A 17,918-nucleotide genomic window follows, 5' to 3' on the forward strand; every position below is an offset into this window, starting at 1 on the left:
ATCGATCTGTTCATTCGCTTACTTCGCGTCAATTCCTTTTCGGAGTGCGTTCCAAGCAAGTGTTGCGCATTTAATGCGTGCAGGAAACTTGTTAACACCGGATAGGGCTTCAATATCCTCGTACTCGTCAAAATCCACTTCATCGCCTTTCATAAGGGAAGAAAAGCGGTCCGCCAAACTGATGGCTTCGTCCAGCGTTCTTCCTTTTACGGCGTCCGTCATCATCGAAGCGGAAGACATGCTGATGGAGCAGCCTTCCCCCGTATATTTGGCATCGGCGACCACGCCGTTCTCTACCTTAAGCTGCAAGGAAATGCGATCTCCGCAAGTCGGATTGTTCAAATCGATGGTTACCGCATCTTCTTCAAACTTGCCGCGATTGCGGGGGTTCTTATAATGATCCATGATGACACGTCTGTACAAATCGTCAAGTTGCATCGCCAAAATACTCCTTTGTCTGGATTAAGGCGCTAACTAATCGATCAACGTCCTCTTCTGTATTATACAGATAAAAGCTCGCGCGTGCCGTGGAAGATACTTTTAACCAACGCATAAGCGGTTGACAGCAATGATGTCCTGCACGAATCGCAATCCCCTGGGCATCCAGAACGGTTGCCACGTCATGCGGATGAACGTCTCCAAGATTGAATGTGATAAGGCCCACTTTACGCTTATGGGGACCGTAAATGGAGATGCCTTCGATCTCGGAGATCCGGTCCATGGCGTAGTTCGCAAGCTGAGCCTCATGCCGTTCGATGGCGTCCATTCCGATTTCCTCCAGGAAATCGATCGCGGCGCCAAGTCCGACAGCTCCTGCAATGATGGGCGTGCCGCCCTCAAACTTCCAAGGGAGCTCCTTCCAGTTCGATTCGTACAACCCGACGTCATTGATCATCTCTCCGCCGAATTCGATCGGCTCCATTGATTCCAGCAGCGCCTTCTTGCCGTATAATGCGCCGATACCTGTTGGAGCACACATCTTGTGTCCGGACAAAGCGTAGAAATCGCAGTCCAGGTCCTGAACGTCCACTTTCATGTGCGGCGTGCTTTGCGCCCCGTCCACCACGATAACGGCACCGTGCCGATGCGCGATTTCCGCGATTTGTTTAACGGGATGCACGACGCCCATGACGTTGGACACGTATGCGATGGCTACGACTTTGGTCCGTTCGGTAACCAGTTCCTCTACATCTTCGACACGGATCGTGCCGTCAGGCTGCAGAGGAATATATTTCAGCGTAGCGCCGACGGCGATGGCCGCCTGCTGCCACGGAATGAGATTGCTGTGATGCTCCATTTCCGTCAGGACGATTTCATCCCCAGGACCGCAAACGGAGCGTGCGTAGGATGAAGCCACCAGATTCAGGGCCGTCGTCGTTCCGCGGGTGAATATAATCTGCTCCGAACTCTCGGCATTTATGAAACGGGCAACCTTCTCCCTGGCTCCTTCATAAGCATCGGTAGCACGGCTCCCGAGCGTATGAACTCCGCGGTGCACATTGGAGTTCTCCCATTCGTAGTACCGCTTGACGGCATCTATGACCACCTGCGGCTTTTGCGATGTCGCGGCATTGTCGAGATATACCAGAGGATGTCCGTTGATCTCCTGGTGAAGAATGGGAAATTGCTCACGGACGGAGGCGATCATTGTCCCAGCTTCCTTTCAACGAGCCCCTGCAGCTGGTCGCGAAGTCCCTCGAGCGGAATTTCGCTGACAACCGGAGCCAAGAAGCCGTAAATTATCAGGGATTCTGCAACGGAACGGGAGATGCCGCGGGACATCAGGTAGTAAATTTGCTCCCGGTTCACTTGTCCTACGGACGCTGCGTGACCGGCCGTTACGTCGTCCTCATCGATCAACAGAATCGGGTTCGCGTCGCCGCGGGCTTTCGGGCTGAGCATCAGAACGCGTTCGGTCTGCTGTCCGTCCGCCTTCGTGGCACCCTTCTCGATCTTGGTAATGCCGTTGATGATGGCTTGTGCTTCTTCACGCATAACTGCACGCGTAATCATCTGGGAAGCAGAGCTCTTACCATAATGCTTCGCTTGCGTTGTGTAGTTGATCTTTTGGGACCCGGAACCTACAGCAATGACTTTCGCATCGGATGTCGAACCGTTGCCCTTCAGAATACTCATGGTATCGCTGGCTGTATCGCCATCGTTCATCTCGCCAACGATCCATTCAATCGAAGCATCATTGTCGAGTACTGCACGGCGGAACGTAACATCCGTTGTTTCTACAGTCAACTGGTGAACGGAAGCATAACGAACTTTCGCACCATTTTCGGCAAAGATCTCTACCGCTCCGTTATGTGTTACCGGCGCAGCCAGAGAATCCGATACATAGTTGTCTACATATGTGATTTGGCTGTTAGCTTCGGCTACAATCAGCACGTGCGGAGCGAAGGTCGCTTCGGCATCATCAGTCAGCATAACCGCTTGAAGCGGAACATCAACCTCAACATTCTTAGGAACATAAAGAAAGACTCCGCCGTTCCAAACCGCAGCATGGAGAGCAGCCAGTGCGTGCTCGTCATTCTTAAGCGCTTGGTGCAGGTAAGGTTTAACCAGATCCTCATGCTTTCTCACGGCTGTTTCCAAATCCGTAAAAATCACGCCTTTGGCAGCAAGTTCCGAAGCCAGACTTGTATATACCGTTCCGGAGTTGCGTTGAATAACCAGTCCGCCTTCCCTTGAACCTTCGACAAGTTTGGCCACATGCTCAGGCAATTCGTCAAGGGAAGCGAGTTTATTGCTCTCTTTATATTCACCGTAGCTGTGGATGTTCCAACGCTCGATGCGTTGTTTCTCCAGCTTGGGCAGTTCCAACTGGCCGGCCAGTTCCAGGGCTGCCAGACGGCTGTCTGTAAGCCAGGCCGGCTCCTGTTTACTTTCGGACAATGCCTTCAGAGCCTCAGCGTTGACCGGAAGAATGGTTTGTGTAGTCATATCGTTTCCTCCTCCCGTCTATTTACGCGTCTTGACCTACAGTTTCATCGGTAATGCCCAGCTCTTCCTTGATCCAGTCGTAACCTTCCGCTTCCAGACGCTCAGCCAGCTCAGGGCCGCCGGATTTCACGATGCGCCCTTGCATCATAACGTGAACGTAATCTGGCGTGATATAGTTAAGCAAACGCTGGTAGTGGGTAATGATCAAGAAACCGCGCTCTTCGGACTTCATGGCATTTACACCGTTCGCCACGATTCTCAAAGCATCGATATCCAGACCGGAGTCGATTTCGTCAAGCACGACGATTTTCGGATCCAGCATCATCATTTGCAGAATTTCATTACGCTTCTTCTCACCGCCGGAGAAGCCTTCGTTCAGGTAACGGTGAGCAAACTCGGGATTCATCTCGAGCTCTTTCATTTTGCCTTCCATTTGACGAATGAACTTGATCAGGGAAATCTCGTTGCCTTCGCCGCGGCGTGCATTGATGGAGCTGCGCAGGAAATCGGAGTTCGTCACGCCGGCGATTTCGCTCGGATATTGCATGGCCAGGAACAGACCTGCGCGTGCGCGCTCGTCTACTTCCATCTCCAGCACGTCTTCATCGTCGAGGAATACTTTACCTTCGGTTACTTCATATTTAGGATGACCCATCAACGCGGAAGCCAACGTACTTTTACCCGTTCCGTTTGGTCCCATGATGGCATGAACTTCTCCGCCCTTCATCTCAAGGTTGATCCCCTTCAGGATCTCCTTGCCTTCGATTGTTGCTTTCAATCCTTCAATGACAAACTTGGTTGACATATTAGATTCCCTCCGTTGAATAGGTAGTGTATTTGTTGTCCCATATGATAACAGGATTGTACGCCCTGATTTCATAAAATAAAAAGTGATTCTTTATTTATAATCATTCTAAACTGATTATCAATGATTCTCAAGCCATTTTATAATAAAAAATGACGTATTTCAACCGGACAAGCCTTTTGGAGACAACATTCGGACAACTGTAACCATTAAAAACAGGCTTGGCCGATTAACCGGCCAAGCCTGTTTCATTCTGCCCTTTTCATCCGCCGTATATGCTGAGGCTCCCCGTGTCGGTCACGGCATCTAGGCAACGGCGTCAACCGCGCGTCGTCAGACGGTGTCGGGGGCACCAAGAGCTATAAGGACTCGTTAACGAGTCTCAGCTGCAGCGAATATACGGAATGAATTGGGAATCATTCTATTGGAATCACGCTTTATCCAAGGTAAGAACGCAGCATCCACATATGCTTCTCGAGATCGGCCTTGAACCCGGTGAACATGTCCGCTGTCGGCGCATCTCCGGCTTCCTCGGCCATTTCGATGCCTTCCGCCAATTCCTCGGACACGGTAGCAAAGTCCTCGACCAAGGCCTGTACCATGCCGCGGGTATCCTCGTTGCCGGAGGCCTCCTGAACGGTCGCAAGCTCCAGATATTCTTTCATCGTTGCAGCCGGCTTGCCTTTGATCGAAAGCAGGCGTTCCGCAACCTCATCCATTTTAAGCGTGATTTCGTCATACAGCTCTTCGAATTTAACATGAAGGGAGTAGAACTGCTCTCCGGTTACATACCAGTGATAGTTGTGAAGCTTGACGTAGAGCACGTTGAAGTTCGCAACCTGCTGATTGAGCAATTGCTCCAGACTTGCGTTTTTCGTTTTTCCTGCAGCTTTGCCAGATGTAGTTTTTGCCATGGTTTATCCCTTCCTTTTCTATATGAAATGCACCCTGTACTGCGTCAAAGGAATATTCGGCAGATCGGTGTATCCCCATTGTAACTGGAACCATCTGCTAATGCTATTCCTTCATTAATATATGAGTACATCCTGTGCTTGGGCGTCTATTTGTAGTTTACCCTCAGGACTGCGAAGCGAATCAGGTTCGGCTAACCTTGAGACTTGCCAAAAAATTATACAAAATTCGCGAAAAAACGTTATACTAGGTAATACCAAGCAAAAAAGTTGGCTTTGTTTTTCTTCTATTATATTTGGGGGTGACCATCCATGTCTGCATATCATCCGCTGAACGCGGACGAAGCGATACAATTAGCTAAAAGTATACCGGGCCGGTTCCCGGACCATGCCGAACTCGAATGCCGCGAAATCGGCGACGGCAATCTCAATCTGGTGTTTCATGTCACCGCCAAAAATACGGCTGATAGTATCATTATCAAGCAAGCTGTTCCTTATGCAAAAGTCGTAGGCGAATCCTGGCCGCTGTCTCTCGACCGCGCGCGCATCGAGCGTCTCGCCCTGGAGACGGAGTACTCCCTGTGCCCTGACCTCGTGCCAAAAGTATACGGCTATTCGGATGAGCTCGCCTACACCGTGATGGAAGACTTAAGCGAATACACCATCATGCGCAAAGGCCTTATCGAAGGCATCGCCTATCCGAAGTTCGCGGAGCATATCGGCCGGTTTTTGGCCAGAACCCTGTTCTATACGTCGGATCTGGGCATGAACCAGCAGAAGAAGAAGGAACTTGCCGGCCGTTTCGTTAATCCGGATCTATGCAAAATTACCGAGGACTTAATCTTTGAGGATCCATACCGCGAATCCGCCAACAACAACTATGAACAGAGCATTGCCGGTGAAGCGGAAGCCCTTCGCGCCGACCTGCCGCTTCACTTCGAAGTCGCGCTGCTGCGCCATAAGTTTCTGACCCATGCGCAAGCTCTGCTCCACGGGGATCTGCATACAGGCAGCATCTTCGTCACGCCGGAATCCACCAAGGTGATCGATCCGGAATTCGCTTATTTCGGCCCGATGGGATTCGATATCGGCGCGGTGATCGGCAACCTCCTGCTCAACTACGCGGCACAGCCGGGCTGGAGCGGGGACGAGCAGACGCTGGCCGCCCGGGAAGCCCGACTCCTCGAGATGGCGAGCGGCGTTTGGAACCACTTCGAGAACAACTTCCGCTCGCTGTGGAACGCTGATCTCTTGGACGAGATGTCCCGCACGCCAGGCTATCAGGACCATTATGTGTCGCAGATTTTGAAGGATGCCGCAGGATTCGCGGGCTGCAAAATGATTCGGCGCATCGTCGGATTGTCCCATGTTGCGGACATCGATACCATAGCGGACGATAAGGCCAGAGAGACCGCACAGCGCAAAGCGCTCGCCATCGGCAAAAATCTCGTGCGCCATCACCGCAGCATCAAGTCCTTCGAGGACATACTGAACTTGATCACGCAAGCATCCAAAGGAAATGAGGTATCGATATGAGCGGTATGACTACCGGCAATACCAGCACCTATGAACCGCTAAGCTCGGTTTACTGGGGAGGAGACCATCTGGTCCTTCTGGATCAGCGCTTGCTCCCGGAAGAGATCGTCTATCTTAAGCTCTATACACCAGAGGAAGTCTGGGAAGGGATTCACTCCATGAAAGTCCGCGGCGCACCGGCGATCGGCATCGCGGCAGCATTCGGCGCCGTTCTCGGGGGAATGCAGGTGGAAGCCGATGGTCGCGAGGATTGGCTTCAGCAAGTCGCAAAAACCTGCGCTTATCTCGCAACGTCCAGACCGACGGCCGTCAATCTGTTCTGGGCGCTGGACCGCATCAAGCTTGCAGCCGAGAAGCTGGCGGCTTCGGATCTCGACACGGCCGGTCTGAACGCGGCGCTGCTCGCCGAAGCCGAGGCCATCCGGGCCGAGGACGAGGATGTATGCCGCCGCATCGGCGAGAACGCGCTGCCGTTCTTCCGGGACGGCATGGGCGTGCTCACCCACTGCAATGCGGGGGGATTGGCGACCGCCAAATACGGGACCGCCCTGGCGCCAATGTATCTGGCCCATGAGCAGGGCCTGAACATCAAGGTGTTCGCGGATGAGACGAGACCCGTTCTGCAAGGTGCCCGCCTAACCGCCTTTGAACTCCAGCAGGCCGGCATCGACGTCACGCTGCTGGCTGACAACATGGCCGCCATGGTCATGTCCAAAGGTTGGATACAAGCGGTTATCGTCGGTACGGATCGCGTAGCCGCAAACGGAGATGTCGCCAACAAAATCGGTACGTATGGGGTCGCGGTTCTGGCGAAAGCCCATGGCATACCTTTTTATGTGGCGTGCCCGTTGTCCACGATCGACCTGAATACGAAGACGGGTGCCGATATTCCGATCGAGGAGCGGCCGGCGGAAGAAATCACGGAAGGTTTCGGCAAGCGCACCGCGCCGCAAGGCGTTAAAGTGTACAACCCTGCCTTCGACATTACGCCGAACGAATACGTGACGGCGATCATAACGGAAAAAGGCGTCGTGCAAGCACCTTACGAAGAGAGCTTGAAAAGCTTGTTCGAGTAAGTCGCTGCAAGATTTCACGCCATCAACGAACAAACGGACAAAAGGCCCCCGCCGATTGTCCGTTTGTTCTCTTTGATGGCATTTCGGCGCATTTTTTCCCTGTGAAGCTGAGCAAAAGCATCGCTTATCTCATTAAAAAAAGAGCGATCCGCACCGGAATCACTCTTGTACCGCTTAAGCCTGCTGGGCTCAGATCATCCGCAGGATCGCATCCTTGCCGGCGAGGCCGGGATGAATGCCCCACTTCTCCGCCTCCAAGGTTACCGATTCCAGCGGTGCCTCCAGCAGCTGCTCCAATGTGCGAACCCCAACGGCTCTCCCGGCAATAATCTTGCGGTCTGCAAGCTGTTCGTTTAGTAGGCCCACATCGAGGGCACCGCACATAATATAACCGCGGGAAGTGTATACAGCCAGCAGCGTTGTTTTCGGAAGTTTGACCTCGACGCCCATAACGGTATGTCCTTCAATCTCGATCGGCAGTAAAGTCACCAATATAAACAAACCTCCCCTCACATCGGCTTAGAATTATGTTTATTCTCTTTGAACCGACATGGTGCGAATGTCTCTGATATTGCGCAAGGGCGCCTTATGTTTATGGTGCGAACGTCTCTCGATTTAATAGAATAAAAATGAAATATCCGTGACATTAGGACTATGAAAATTCGAAAATTATGGTATATTTGATTCAGAAGAAAACCTGTGAAAGCTGGTGAATGATAAAAGCTATGAACACAATTCCTGTCACCGATGATAACGGCTTTTTATTCAACGTTGATATTCTGGTCAAGAGTCCCTCCAACGCACTGGCTTTGCAATATTTGCTGGAAATGCTGAACGACAAGGCCGAAGTCGTCGATTTCCGGATTAAGTCCGGAATGGAACTTGGAGAAATTATCAACACCTTGGTCCAAGCCAAGAAAGATTCCGTTATTAGCAATGCCTCCCGGAAGATGGCTTCTTCCACGACTCAGCATGAGAAACCTGCTCCGCCTGCGATATCCTCGCCGGAAAAAAAGATCGCTGCAAGCGCACCTCCTGTCCAAACTCCACTCGCCGGAAATGATCCCTTTGAATGGATTAAAGTATACAGTAAGGACAATCGCCTTGTTCGCCTGACAACCAACCGCCATGGTAAGCAGACAAGTCTCCCCTGCCGCATACTCAACTATGACGAAAGCAATTTCCTGGTCAACGTCTATCATGTCGATGAGAAGCAGGTATATACCTTCAAACTCAATGAAATCGACGAGTTCAGCGTGAGCTGAGTCGGCAGCATACCATAGGTATGTAAAAACGGCATCACCGCCCTTTATCAGGGATCGGTGAAGCCGTTTTTTTTGAGTGCTAGTTTTTACGGGACAGCGCCGAGGACATCAGGATCAGCCAGCCTGCGATAAAGGATACGCCGCCGATCGGCGTAATCGCCCCCAGCCATTTGATGCCGGATATACTTAACACGTAGAGACTGCCGGAAAAAATAACGGTTCCCGCGATGAATAAAGCCCCCGCCCAAAACAGCTTCCGGGATTCGCCCAGCACCTTGGCCACAATCCCCGTAATCAGGACCGCCAGTCCGTGAATCATATGATAGTGGACGCCCGTTTCATAGGTGGCAAGCTCGTCCGGCGAAATGATATCCTCCAGCATATGGGCGCCGAATGCTCCAATGGCGACGGACAATGCCATCAGGATCGAGCCCCATGCGATGAAAGCACGACTCATGTTTTTTTCAACCCCTTTTTGTCAGCGGACACCCGTGTCCATATGTAATCATGTTAAGTTTAACGGATTCGCGTACGCTTTTCCACCGGCGTGCAAGCGCTTTGGACTTGATTTCAGGGCCATTTTGTGAAAGATTAATAAGGATGTCTTTTATTTCGAAACCGCATGGACCCATTAAGAATGAATCTCAAGTTAGGAGCGATTATGTACATGGATCAACAATCACCTTCCTCCCCATCCGAGGGGCAAGATTCGCCCAAGCAACCAAAAACCACCTTCATTCCTCCCGAGGACAGAAAGAACTCCCGCTTCGGCATTGCATCATTCATTCTGTCGATCGTGACGCTGCTTGGTTATATTCTGCTCGGCGCGCTCGGCACCACGATGATTGAACCTTACATGACGGAAAACGGGCCGATCCTGGAGCCGACGCAGGAAACGCTTGAAGCGATGACCACGCTGGCGGCCGTTTTCATTCTCGTGATGATCATCAATATCGTCGGCCTGGCGCTTGGCATTGTCGGCTGCTTCTCTAATACGCGCAAGCGTGCCGTCGCCGTCATTGCCACCATCGTGAACGGCGTAGTCATCGTCACCATCGGCGCCCTTTTCCTATTCGTATTAAGCGCATAAGGATTACGTACCAGGACACTTGCCTGATCCATTTCAGGTTAAGTGTCTTTTTCATGGCAAACACGGATTCACACTCACATATCGCTCTTTCTCCCGAATATAATGAGATACTACAGCCGAAAAGACGGCAACCGTGTCAAGGCTACACTTGGGAGGTGACTGTCCGTGCAAAATGAAGACGCTCTGTCGTTTGTCGTATCCCGTGAAGACTGGTCGCTGCACCGCAAAGGCTATCAGGATCAGGTACGTCACCAGCATAAAATCCGCGAAGTGATCAAACGCAACCTGCCCGACCTTATTACTGAGGAAAACATTATTTTGTCCGACGGAAAGCAGATCATTAAAGTTCCGATCCGAAGCCTTGACGAATACCGTTTCATCTACAATTACCAGAAGCAAAAGCATGTCGGTCAAGGCGACGGTGACAGTCAGGTTGGGGACGTCCTTGGACGCGACCCTTCAGCGGCCCAGCCCGGAAAAGGAGAATCGGCCGGTGACCAGGCGGGACAGGATATTGTGGAAACCGAGGTCAGCCTGGAAGAGCTGGAGAATATGCTGTTTGAGGAGCTGGAGCTCCCGCTGCTGCAGCCCAAGGATAAAGAGCAGATCGAGACGGAGTCCATCGTGTTCAACGACATCCGCAAAAAAGGCATCATGTCCAACATCGATAAGAAACGCACCATCCTGGAGAATCTGCGCCGCAATGCGAGGGACGGCAAGCCCGGCATCCACGGCATCAGTCCGGACGACCTGCGCTACAAAACCTGGGACGACACCGTCATACCGGAATCCAATGCGGTCATCATCGCCATGATGGACACTTCCGGTTCCATGGGTTCCTTCGAGAAATACTGCGCGCGCAGCTTTTTCTTCTGGATGACCCGTTTCCTCCGCAAGCAGTACGAGAAGGTGGAAATCGTGTTTATCGCCCACCATACCGAAGCGAAGGAAGTGACCGAAGAGGAGTTCTTCACGCGCGGCGAAAGCGGGGGTACGATATGTTCATCCGCGTATCAGAAGGCGCTGGATATCATTCATCACCGGTACCCTCCTTCCAAATACAACATCTATCCCTTCCATTTCTCGGACGGCGATAATCTCACATCCGATAATGAACGCTGCGTCAAACTCATCGGGGAGCTGCTGAAGGTGAGCAACATGTTCGGTTACGGCGAGGTCAATCAATACAATCGCAGCAGCACGCTGATGTCGGCGTATAAAAATATCAAGCTGGACCAATTCATGTACCATGTCATAAAGGACAAAGGGGAAGTGTACGAGGCGCTCAAGACCTTTTTTCGGAAACGGCAAGGAGCCGCTACCTGATTTTAAAGTTGATAAGTGAAAGAAAAAAATAAATATCGGATGACCTGGACACTGGAGGAGGCAGGGACCTCCTCTTTCTTATGGCCTCCTGCGATACGGCTAACAGCCCGTTGCCGAATAATGGATATGTCAAGCATAACGGCTTGTCATTTCAAATGAAAAATCTGTCTTATTATTGACATCACAATGTAGCCGTAGGTTCATTTTTTTGTCACCTTCTGTTTTTCCAAGGATGGTAGTATTAGCTATGACATCTTGTTGCAGGATATTACAGGATTCGATAAGGTCTCCTGCATATGAAATATCCTCCTATAAAGGAAAGGGAAGGTTTACCATGTTCCAAATGACACATCGACTATCCAGCACCCAGACGTTTGAGAATATGTCCTACATATTATCGCAGCGGCTGTTACAGGGCGGCATGAGCGCAGATCCCTCGAGAGGAGTGATCTTCCGTGCCGATATCCGATAAACCCCACTCACGTTACATGCCCGGTCTTGATGGACTGCGGGCCCTCGCATTGATCGGTGTGATGGGATACCACTGGAATTTTGGCTTTGCAGGCGGCGGGTTTCTGGGGGTAAGTTTATTCTTCGTATTGTCCGGTTACCTCATTACGGATATTTTGGCTTCGCAATGGCATCATCATAGACGGATTGATCTCAAGGATTTTTGGATACGGAGATTCCGGCGTCTCCTGCCGGCGATGCTGCTCATGCTGTTCATCCTTGTGGTATGGGTAACGCTGTTCGACCGGTCAAGATTGGCTACGCTTCGAAGCGAAGTGCTTGGAGCGGTTACGTACATAAGCAACTGGCAGTTTATTTTTCAGCAGCAATCCTATTTTGAATCATTTGGCCCGCCTTCTCCGCTGGGGCATTTCTGGTCGCTAGCAGTGGAAGAACAGTTCTACCTGCTGTGGCCGGTTATCATGCTGGCGGCGCTCAAGCTGTTTCCCCGCCGAGGGCAGCTCTTTGCGTTCATTGCCGCCGGTGCCGCGATTTCCGCGCTCCTCATGGCCGTGATCTATCAGCCGGGCGACGATCCGAGCCGGGTTTACTACGGTACGGATACCCGGGCGTTCGGCCTGCTGATCGGAGCGGGGCTGGCCATCGTATGGCCCAGCTGGAAGCTGTCCTCCCGCGCTTCAAGAGGCATCCGCTATAAACTCAACATGACGGGCGCCGCGGCAATGCTTATCATTCTCTACATGATGTGGCAGGTGGAACGTTACGACGCATTCCTGTATCAAGGAGGCATGTTCCTCTTTTCCTTGGCTGCTGCCGTGCTCATAGCGGTGCTGGCCCACCCTGCGGCTTCCATCAGCCGCTTGTTAAGCTGGAAGCCGCTGCTGTGGATCGGCGTTCGTTCCTATGGCATCTACTTATGGCATTACCCGGTCATGATCCTGACCTCGCCTGATTCCGGCGCTAGCGATCTCAGTTTGCTTCAGACTGCGCTGCAAATCACCGCAAGCGTTCTGCTGGCCGCGCTATCCTGGAAGTATGTCGAAGAACCGATACGGCATGGCGGGCTTAAAAAATTATGGCTTAAAGCCCGCTCGCTTCGCCGCCGCCCGGCTTCGATTTCGTTAAGAGGCTGGATCGTGTCCCTGAGCTCTCTTATGCTGATCGGCATATTCTGTTCGGGGATGATGAGCAGCGTGTCCTCTGCAAGAACGGTGGGCGATATCGCTGCCATGCTGAACATCGATGACCCTGCTCCGGAGGAAGCGGCTCAGACTCCAAGCACCGAGTCTGCTACGGCCGAACCGCCGCAACCGGTCGGCACGAACGGAGACAACGCAGCGCCTCCTGCCGAAGAGCCATCGAAACAACCGGATACGGTGAAGGAGCCGAATTCTAGGGATGAAGGGGCTAAGGCTCCGCTTTCGGATGGAGCGACGGACTCTGGAAATAACGACGCCGGTGCTGATGAGAACGAAGTGCCGGACCCAGCGGCAGAGAACAACCAAGACGTCCAAGACAAGCAAATCGGCGGAGAAAGCGATCCTATGGATAAAGCCGACTCCGGGAAACCGATTCCGGATCAACCGGATGACGATAAGACTGGCGAGCCGAATGGGGATCAGGTCGATAAGCCGGATCCATCCAAGGACCCGGCTAGCGGAACTCCCGGCGGCAAGAACGATCCTGCCAAGCCGACGACGAAGCCGGAGCAGCCACCGGTAACCAAGTCCGCCATCACGGCCATCGGGGATTCGGTTATGCTCGGGGTCTCCCCTTATCTCGAAAAATCGCTGCCCGGCATTCACATTGATGCGGTGATTGGCCGCCAAATGCGCCAGGCCGATGAGCTGATTCCGGCCCTGAAATCCCAAAATCGGATTGACGGCGGTATTGTCATCATCGGGCTCGGAACCAACGGGGCCTTCTCGCAAAAGGATCTCGATTCCCTGCTGGGCCCTCTGAATTCGGCCAAACAGATTCTGCTTATCAATACGCGCGTTCCGCGCGATTGGGAACAGAACGTTAACGTCATGCTCGCCAAAGCAGCCGAACGGAACCCGAAAGTTACGCTGGTGGATTGGTATTCGGCCAGTAAGGATCATCCGGAATACTTCCGGTCCGACGGCGTCCATCTGGAGCCGGAAGGTGCCGAGGCCTACACATCCATGCTGCTTCAAGCCATCAAGAAATAAACGGATTGTCCTGATTCTTGCCATCATTCATTCTCATATCGTCGGCCTGATCTCATCATTCTATGAGACAGGTCGACTTTTTAGTTATATACGTATTCGCAAGCAGCAATATGATATAATTCGGATACTTAATCTCATCATTTCTTAATAGAAGGCGGTGTCCTCATATGAACAATATCGTGACAATGAAATGGCTGCTGGCTAGACTCTATGAACCGGATCTGGTCATCGTTGACTGCCGTTTTGCCCTCGGCAAGCCGGAAAGCGGCCGAGCCTTATACGAGGAATCGCATATTCCGCGGGCGGTTTACCTCGACCTGGAGAAGGACCTCTCCTCCCCCATTACCGAGCATGGCGGTCGCCATCCCCTGCCCGACCTGGATCACCTTGCACAACGTCTTGGCCAGTCCGGCATTCAAAGCAGCAGCCGCGTCGTGATCTACGACGACCAGGGCGGAGCCATGGCCAGCCGACTATGGTGGCTGCTGAAATATACCGGCCACGAGCAGGCTTATGTATTGGATGAAGGGTTTACGGCTTGGAAGAACGCTTCGTATCCGGTAACGGACGAACAGCCGGTCGTCATTCCGGTTACATATGGCATCAACCTTAAGCCGGATAAACTGGTCCGCGTCGATGAAGTACGCAAGGCTTCGCAGCAGGGAAGCAAAACGCTCATCGATTCCCGCGAGCCGCGCAGATATGCCGGATTGGAGGAGCCTATGGACACCAAAGCCGGGCATATTCCGGGTGCTGTGAACTATTTCTGGAAAGGCGTCCTAGATGATTCCGGACATTGGAAGGATGCGGAATCGATCCGCGAGCATTTCTCGGACATCCCGCAAGATGCCGAGATCATTGTATACTGCGGCTCCGGCGTCACCGCTTGTCCGAACGTGCTAGCCCTGGAGGAAGCCGGGTACGGCAACGTAAAGCTGTACGCGGGCAGCTGGAGCGATTGGATCAGTTATGAGGAGAACCCGGTGGCGACCGGAGAAGAATAACCTGCAAGAACCCGCGCTCTGCGCGGGTTCTTTTTGTTGGGGCTAGGGTGGTGTACCCTCGGTACACAATGCTCTGAGATATTCCGAGTCAACGTGGAGTCAACAAGAAGGGTTGATCCATGTGTACTTTGTTTGAGCATACCTCCCATGAAGTAGTCGCCTTGACATGCTTTACATAGCAGAAAGGGAGCCCGAAGGCTCCCACTGAGCCAACAACAGACAAAAGTAATCAACTTTCGATCAACAAAAAGTCCCATGAGAGCTTGCCAAAAAGAATAGGCACCTTCAATCAATTTCACAGCTGTCGCTATCGGCCGGAACAAATTCCAGAATGTCTCCCGGCTGACAGTCTAGAATTTCGCAGATCGCTTCCAAGGTAGAGAACCGGATCGCCTTCACTTTCCCCGTTTTCAGATTGGACAGATTGACGTTCGAGATCCCTACCTTGTCGGCCAGGTCATTCAATTTCATTTTTTTGTCGGCCAGAACTCGGTCCAGACGTATAATAATCGGCACTATCATCAGTCTCCATTCTCATAAAATCGAATCATGCTCTTCCTGCAGAAAAGCGCCGTATTTGAAAATCTCGGAGACGAACAGCACTAATATGCCGATGATAATTCCGATTAAAGAGATACCGCCCAGATTGATTGAGAAGATACGAGTAACGAACAGGCAGATCAGAATGTTGAGAACGAGCTTCGCCAGCAAAGAATACAGGATAACGACGATTCCCAGCCTTCTCAGACGGGTGGCATTCGCCAGGCTAAACGGGCTGCTTCCGCTAAGTATGCTACCTATTATATAGCGAATCTGGCAAATCGAGTAGATGTAAGCAAAGAGTACAAGCATGGCCTGGGTCAAGCTGACGACCAGATAAGCGTTCTTGGCATCGAACATGTCGGGATTGATCGGTTGAAAATAAGTGAAAGGCACCATGACGCTCTTCGTCACCGTATCCGATAACGGTACTGAAAAGAACCAGTGCGCGATTCCCTTCTCTGCAGAGAACAGCTCCTGGGGCTTTAATCCGATCCATAGATTGAAACAGACGATTGCAATGAACAGCCCGATTCCTCCCCAGTATCCGATCTTAAGCGCAGTGTGCATTCTTTTGAAGCCAGGTTTGGCTTTGAATTCAATTCCGTTCATGCGCAATCTCCTTTTCATGTGAACTTACAATATATACTACTTGATTCATTTACGAAAAACAATAATTATTTAATGATAAACATTAAATTCAAAAATAAACTTCTTTATGATGGTAAGGCGTGCACGGATCGTATAGCGCCAAACTTCTTAGACAAAGTGGAAGATCGAATTACCGAAGCAATTACCGGTACAGTGGGTTCAAGTGGACAGCATGTCCCAATGAAACTAACCTTGAGGCATAGATTCCTGCGCACACCGTATAAACAAGAGGTAACGATAGTGGATACATCAGTTTCACCTACACACGTTTTGTCTAGACGTTAATCACGCGCGCTCACCTACATACACTGCTAGATGTGGCGTGGTACTGTGTACCCGTGTCACACCCATGGCAGTGCTGATCTCGCTTTTATCCTTATTTATGGTCTTCTGAGGTGCTTGCTGGCGAGGAACTGAAGAGTGCCCCGAGGTACATGGGCAGATGTGGACATTGTGGATGTGATGCTGTGTATATCAAGAGGTTGATGCTGTTGGTCGCGATACGTCTGTCGGGTCAGGTATAGCTTATACGGTGTATTCCCCGACATAATCTTGTTTGGATAGCTAATGTGACTGATGCTGCATGAAGGTCCTCTCTCTTTGCGGTGTATTCTGGCAAGGTTACAAAAGGGAGACCACTCGTAGCAATGTGGCTGTTTGGGTCCAAGACGGCTCTGGGACCAATGCCCCTACGTAACTCGCATGGCCTGTTGTGTAGGCACTTTCTGCCATGATCGCAAGCTGGAGCGATTGGATCAGTTATGAGGAGAACCCGGTGGCGACCGGGACGGAATCACTAGGTTGAAATCGGGAAAAGCCCGCTAGGGTAGCGGGCTTCTCATTATTTTGTTGTACATCTGCATTCTTTCCTACATTAAAATTCCTGACAGATGCTCAAGAGCCATCGAGCGTATCCGGTTCTCCTCAGGGATATTCTCGTAGAGCAGAGACTCTTTGCCCGCTTCCGCCATCCGCTTGCGGAGAGCAGCAATTCGGCCCTTGCCGGAATCGATAAACCGGAAGTCGAGCTGGCGCAGGCACTCCATTGTTGTTAAGCCGCCCAAGGCTTCCGCCTTGATCCTTGTAGAAATCTCCTTCAGCATTAGAACCTCCAACCGGTCCGCAGTCCACAGGTTCCCGATCTCCTGCAAGGATTTCATGTAATCCAGTTCAAGCTGCCGAAGATTACGCATATGCGAGAAATCGCACAAGCGCTCGACTTTCGGCAGCGACAAGTGCAGAAAGGCCAGATGATCCAATGCCGCCAGGTCATCAATATTCACCAGGTTGCGGACGGAGGACAACCTCAGCATGCTTACATTCGATTCCGCCAACACGTTAAGCGAACCGTTCACGGTACAGCTGTCTAGGGCCAAATACTTCATCAAGGGGAAATCCGCGACAAAATCCAGTTGATCGATGGAGCAGTTCAGGACCAGCGTATCCAGGCGAATGCAGTCGGCAATCGGCGCTAGATCATCGAATTTACCGCTGAGTTCCAGGTATTTTAGAAACTTATAATTGCGGATAAAATCGATGCTTTGCGTTTTGGGCGAGCGCAGCTTAAGAAACTCCATTCGATCCATCGCGCCCAGCCTAGTTAAATCCTGCCGCTGTTTCAGATCCAAATGTAAAGCAGCAACAAACTTCAATCCCGCGAGCGTCTTCAGAAATTCATCGGTATATCTTCCGTTCGCTTCTGCATGATAAATATGCAGAATCAAGTCCGGACGCTTGGAAAACACCTGCTCGTCCAGCTTCAGCAGATCTTCCGGATCGTCTGCCCCGACAACAAAACCGATGGTTGCACGGTTTCTCAGCTGCTTAACGGCACTATGCATTTTGTCCGTGCTCCAGGGAGCACCGCTCATCGATGCAGCCCACGGCTCGCTCATTTCGTTCGCCTCCATTCTTTGAACTGATCCGGGAGCCTCCACTCCGCCTTAAATCTAGTTAATATAGTACCAAAATATGGGGAAATCTTCCACTTCAACAGAAGAGAAGAAGTCGTCCTTCTTCGTGTTGACGAAGAGGACAGCTTCAATCCAATTCTAAAAACTCTACTAGATCATAAGCGTCAAAGAGAGCTTTCCTCCCAACCG

18 protein-coding genes are annotated in these 17,918 nt (G+C 51.6%); 8 read left to right on the top strand and 10 right to left on the bottom strand.

Annotated features, from left to right (window positions below):
* Positions 1–18: 18 nt before the first annotated feature.
* The 5 genes from sufU to AC3RCL_RS24530 form a co-directional block, all read right to left on the bottom strand.
* Positions 19–438, bottom strand: coding sequence for a Fe-S cluster assembly sulfur transfer protein SufU (gene sufU, locus AC3RCL_RS24510; RefSeq protein ID WP_015737015.1), 420 nt, complete (start codon positions 436–438; stop codon positions 19–21).
* Complete coding sequence (locus tag AC3RCL_RS24515) at positions 428–1,648, bottom strand: cysteine desulfurase (RefSeq protein ID WP_492532546.1); 1,221 nt, start codon at positions 1,646–1,648, stop codon at positions 428–430. The genes sufU and AC3RCL_RS24515 overlap by 11 nt, the downstream gene beginning before the upstream one ends.
* Entirely contained in the window at positions 1,645–2,949 is a 1,305-nt protein-coding gene (sufD, locus tag AC3RCL_RS24520) for a Fe-S cluster assembly protein SufD (protein ID WP_492532548.1), read from the bottom strand. Before sufD ends, AC3RCL_RS24515 begins: the two co-directional genes overlap by 4 nt.
* A 22-nt stretch (positions 2,950–2,971) precedes the next feature.
* A complete protein-coding gene (sufC, locus tag AC3RCL_RS24525) occupies positions 2,972–3,754 on the bottom strand; it encodes a Fe-S cluster assembly ATPase SufC (RefSeq protein ID WP_015737018.1) in 783 nt (260 codons plus the stop codon).
* A 437-nt stretch (positions 3,755–4,191) separates the two neighbouring features.
* Entirely contained in the window at positions 4,192–4,668 is a 477-nt protein-coding gene (locus AC3RCL_RS24530; RefSeq protein WP_009595811.1) for a Dps family protein, read from the bottom strand.
* A 309-nt stretch (positions 4,669–4,977) separates the two neighbouring features.
* Between AC3RCL_RS24530 and mtnK the strand changes: the two genes are divergently transcribed.
* Both mtnK and mtnA read left to right on the top strand, forming a co-directional pair.
* On the top strand, positions 4,978–6,201 hold the full coding sequence (gene mtnK, locus AC3RCL_RS24535) for an S-methyl-5-thioribose kinase (RefSeq protein ID WP_492532551.1): 1,224 nt from the start codon (positions 4,978–4,980) through the stop codon (positions 6,199–6,201).
* A complete protein-coding gene (gene mtnA, locus AC3RCL_RS24540) occupies positions 6,198–7,277 on the top strand; it encodes an S-methyl-5-thioribose-1-phosphate isomerase (protein WP_251498124.1) in 1,080 nt (359 codons plus the stop codon). Before mtnK ends, mtnA begins: the two co-directional genes overlap by 4 nt.
* A gap of 189 nt (positions 7,278–7,466) precedes the next feature.
* On the opposite strand, the gene AC3RCL_RS24545 is transcribed toward mtnA, so the two are convergent.
* Positions 7,467–7,769: a YunC family protein gene (locus AC3RCL_RS24545; protein ID WP_009595810.1), complete on the bottom strand. Its 303-nt coding sequence runs from the start codon at positions 7,767–7,769 to the stop codon at positions 7,467–7,469.
* A gap of 233 nt (positions 7,770–8,002) precedes the next feature.
* Between AC3RCL_RS24545 and AC3RCL_RS24550 the strand changes: the two genes are divergently transcribed.
* Positions 8,003–8,542: a hypothetical protein gene (locus tag AC3RCL_RS24550; protein ID WP_235201615.1), complete on the top strand. Its 540-nt coding sequence runs from the start codon at positions 8,003–8,005 to the stop codon at positions 8,540–8,542.
* Positions 8,543–8,621: 79 nt separating this feature from the next.
* On the opposite strand, the gene AC3RCL_RS24555 is transcribed toward AC3RCL_RS24550, so the two are convergent.
* Entirely contained in the window at positions 8,622–8,999 is a 378-nt protein-coding gene (locus tag AC3RCL_RS24555; protein WP_015737022.1) for a DUF423 domain-containing protein, read from the bottom strand.
* Positions 9,000–9,209: 210 nt separating this feature from the next.
* On the opposite strand from AC3RCL_RS24555, the gene AC3RCL_RS24560 reads away from it, so the two are divergent.
* The 5 genes from AC3RCL_RS24560 to AC3RCL_RS24580 all read left to right on the top strand — a co-directional run bounded on the left by AC3RCL_RS24560 (position 9,210) and on the right by AC3RCL_RS24580 (position 14,625).
* Positions 9,210–9,632, top strand: coding sequence for a hypothetical protein (locus AC3RCL_RS24560; protein ID WP_492532555.1), 423 nt, complete (start codon positions 9,210–9,212; stop codon positions 9,630–9,632).
* Between the two features lie 165 nt (positions 9,633–9,797).
* Positions 9,798–10,958: a sporulation protein YhbH gene (gene yhbH / locus AC3RCL_RS24565; RefSeq protein WP_009595852.1), complete on the top strand. Its 1,161-nt coding sequence runs from the start codon at positions 9,798–9,800 to the stop codon at positions 10,956–10,958.
* Positions 10,959–11,292: 334 nt separating this feature from the next.
* Complete coding sequence (locus tag AC3RCL_RS24570) at positions 11,293–11,430, top strand: hypothetical protein (RefSeq protein ID WP_009595812.1); 138 nt, start codon at positions 11,293–11,295, stop codon at positions 11,428–11,430.
* Positions 11,414–13,621 (top strand): acyltransferase family protein, encoded by a 2,208-nt coding sequence (locus tag AC3RCL_RS24575; protein ID WP_492532557.1) that lies wholly within the window; start codon positions 11,414–11,416, stop codon positions 13,619–13,621. Before AC3RCL_RS24570 ends, AC3RCL_RS24575 begins: the two co-directional genes overlap by 17 nt.
* A 167-nt stretch (positions 13,622–13,788) precedes the next feature.
* Positions 13,789–14,625, top strand: a complete 837-nt coding sequence (locus tag AC3RCL_RS24580) for a sulfurtransferase (RefSeq protein WP_015737025.1) — start codon at positions 13,789–13,791, stop codon at positions 14,623–14,625.
* Between the two features lie 285 nt (positions 14,626–14,910).
* Here AC3RCL_RS24580 and AC3RCL_RS24585 read toward each other — a convergent pair whose 3' ends face one another.
* The 3 genes from AC3RCL_RS24585 to AC3RCL_RS24595 form a co-directional block, all read right to left on the bottom strand.
* A complete protein-coding gene (locus AC3RCL_RS24585) occupies positions 14,911–15,141 on the bottom strand; it encodes a helix-turn-helix domain-containing protein (RefSeq protein ID WP_009595835.1) in 231 nt (76 codons plus the stop codon).
* An 18-nt stretch (positions 15,142–15,159) separates the two neighbouring features.
* Positions 15,160–15,777, bottom strand: coding sequence for a DUF2975 domain-containing protein (locus AC3RCL_RS24590; protein WP_015737026.1), 618 nt, complete (start codon positions 15,775–15,777; stop codon positions 15,160–15,162).
* Between the two features lie 908 nt (positions 15,778–16,685).
* On the bottom strand, positions 16,686–17,711 hold the full coding sequence (locus AC3RCL_RS24595) for a leucine-rich repeat domain-containing protein (RefSeq protein WP_015737027.1): 1,026 nt from the start codon (positions 17,709–17,711) through the stop codon (positions 16,686–16,688).
* Positions 17,712–17,918 lie beyond the last annotated feature (207 nt).

Source organism: Paenibacillus sp. MT86 (assembly GCF_058792535.1).

Coding starts and splice junctions, on each gene's coding strand:
- AC3RCL_RS24570 (WP_009595812.1), top strand. CDS start 11,293: ATGTTCCAAATGACACATCGACTATCCAGCACCCAGACGTTTGAGAAT.
- sufC (WP_015737018.1), bottom strand. CDS start 3,754: ATGTCAACCAAGTTTGTCATTGAAGGATTGAAAGCAACAATCGAAGGC.
- sufD (WP_492532548.1), bottom strand. CDS start 2,949: ATGACTACACAAACCATTCTTCCGGTCAACGCTGAGGCTCTGAAGGCA.
- AC3RCL_RS24555 (WP_015737022.1), bottom strand. CDS start 8,999: ATGAGTCGTGCTTTCATCGCATGGGGCTCGATCCTGATGGCATTGTCC.
- mtnA (WP_251498124.1), top strand. CDS start 6,198: ATGAGCGGTATGACTACCGGCAATACCAGCACCTATGAACCGCTAAGC.
- sufU (WP_015737015.1), bottom strand. CDS start 438: ATGCAACTTGACGATTTGTACAGACGTGTCATCATGGATCATTATAAG.
- mtnK (WP_492532551.1), top strand. CDS start 4,978: ATGTCTGCATATCATCCGCTGAACGCGGACGAAGCGATACAATTAGCT.
- AC3RCL_RS24530 (WP_009595811.1), bottom strand. CDS start 4,668: ATGGCAAAAACTACATCTGGCAAAGCTGCAGGAAAAACGAAAAACGCA.
- AC3RCL_RS24595 (WP_015737027.1), bottom strand. CDS start 17,711: ATGAGCGAGCCGTGGGCTGCATCGATGAGCGGTGCTCCCTGGAGCACG.
- AC3RCL_RS24590 (WP_015737026.1), bottom strand. CDS start 15,777: ATGAACGGAATTGAATTCAAAGCCAAACCTGGCTTCAAAAGAATGCAC.
- AC3RCL_RS24560 (WP_492532555.1), top strand. CDS start 9,210: ATGGATCAACAATCACCTTCCTCCCCATCCGAGGGGCAAGATTCGCCC.
- AC3RCL_RS24580 (WP_015737025.1), top strand. CDS start 13,789: ATGAACAATATCGTGACAATGAAATGGCTGCTGGCTAGACTCTATGAA.
- AC3RCL_RS24515 (WP_492532546.1), bottom strand. CDS start 1,648: ATGATCGCCTCCGTCCGTGAGCAATTTCCCATTCTTCACCAGGAGATC.
- AC3RCL_RS24550 (WP_235201615.1), top strand. CDS start 8,003: ATGAACACAATTCCTGTCACCGATGATAACGGCTTTTTATTCAACGTT.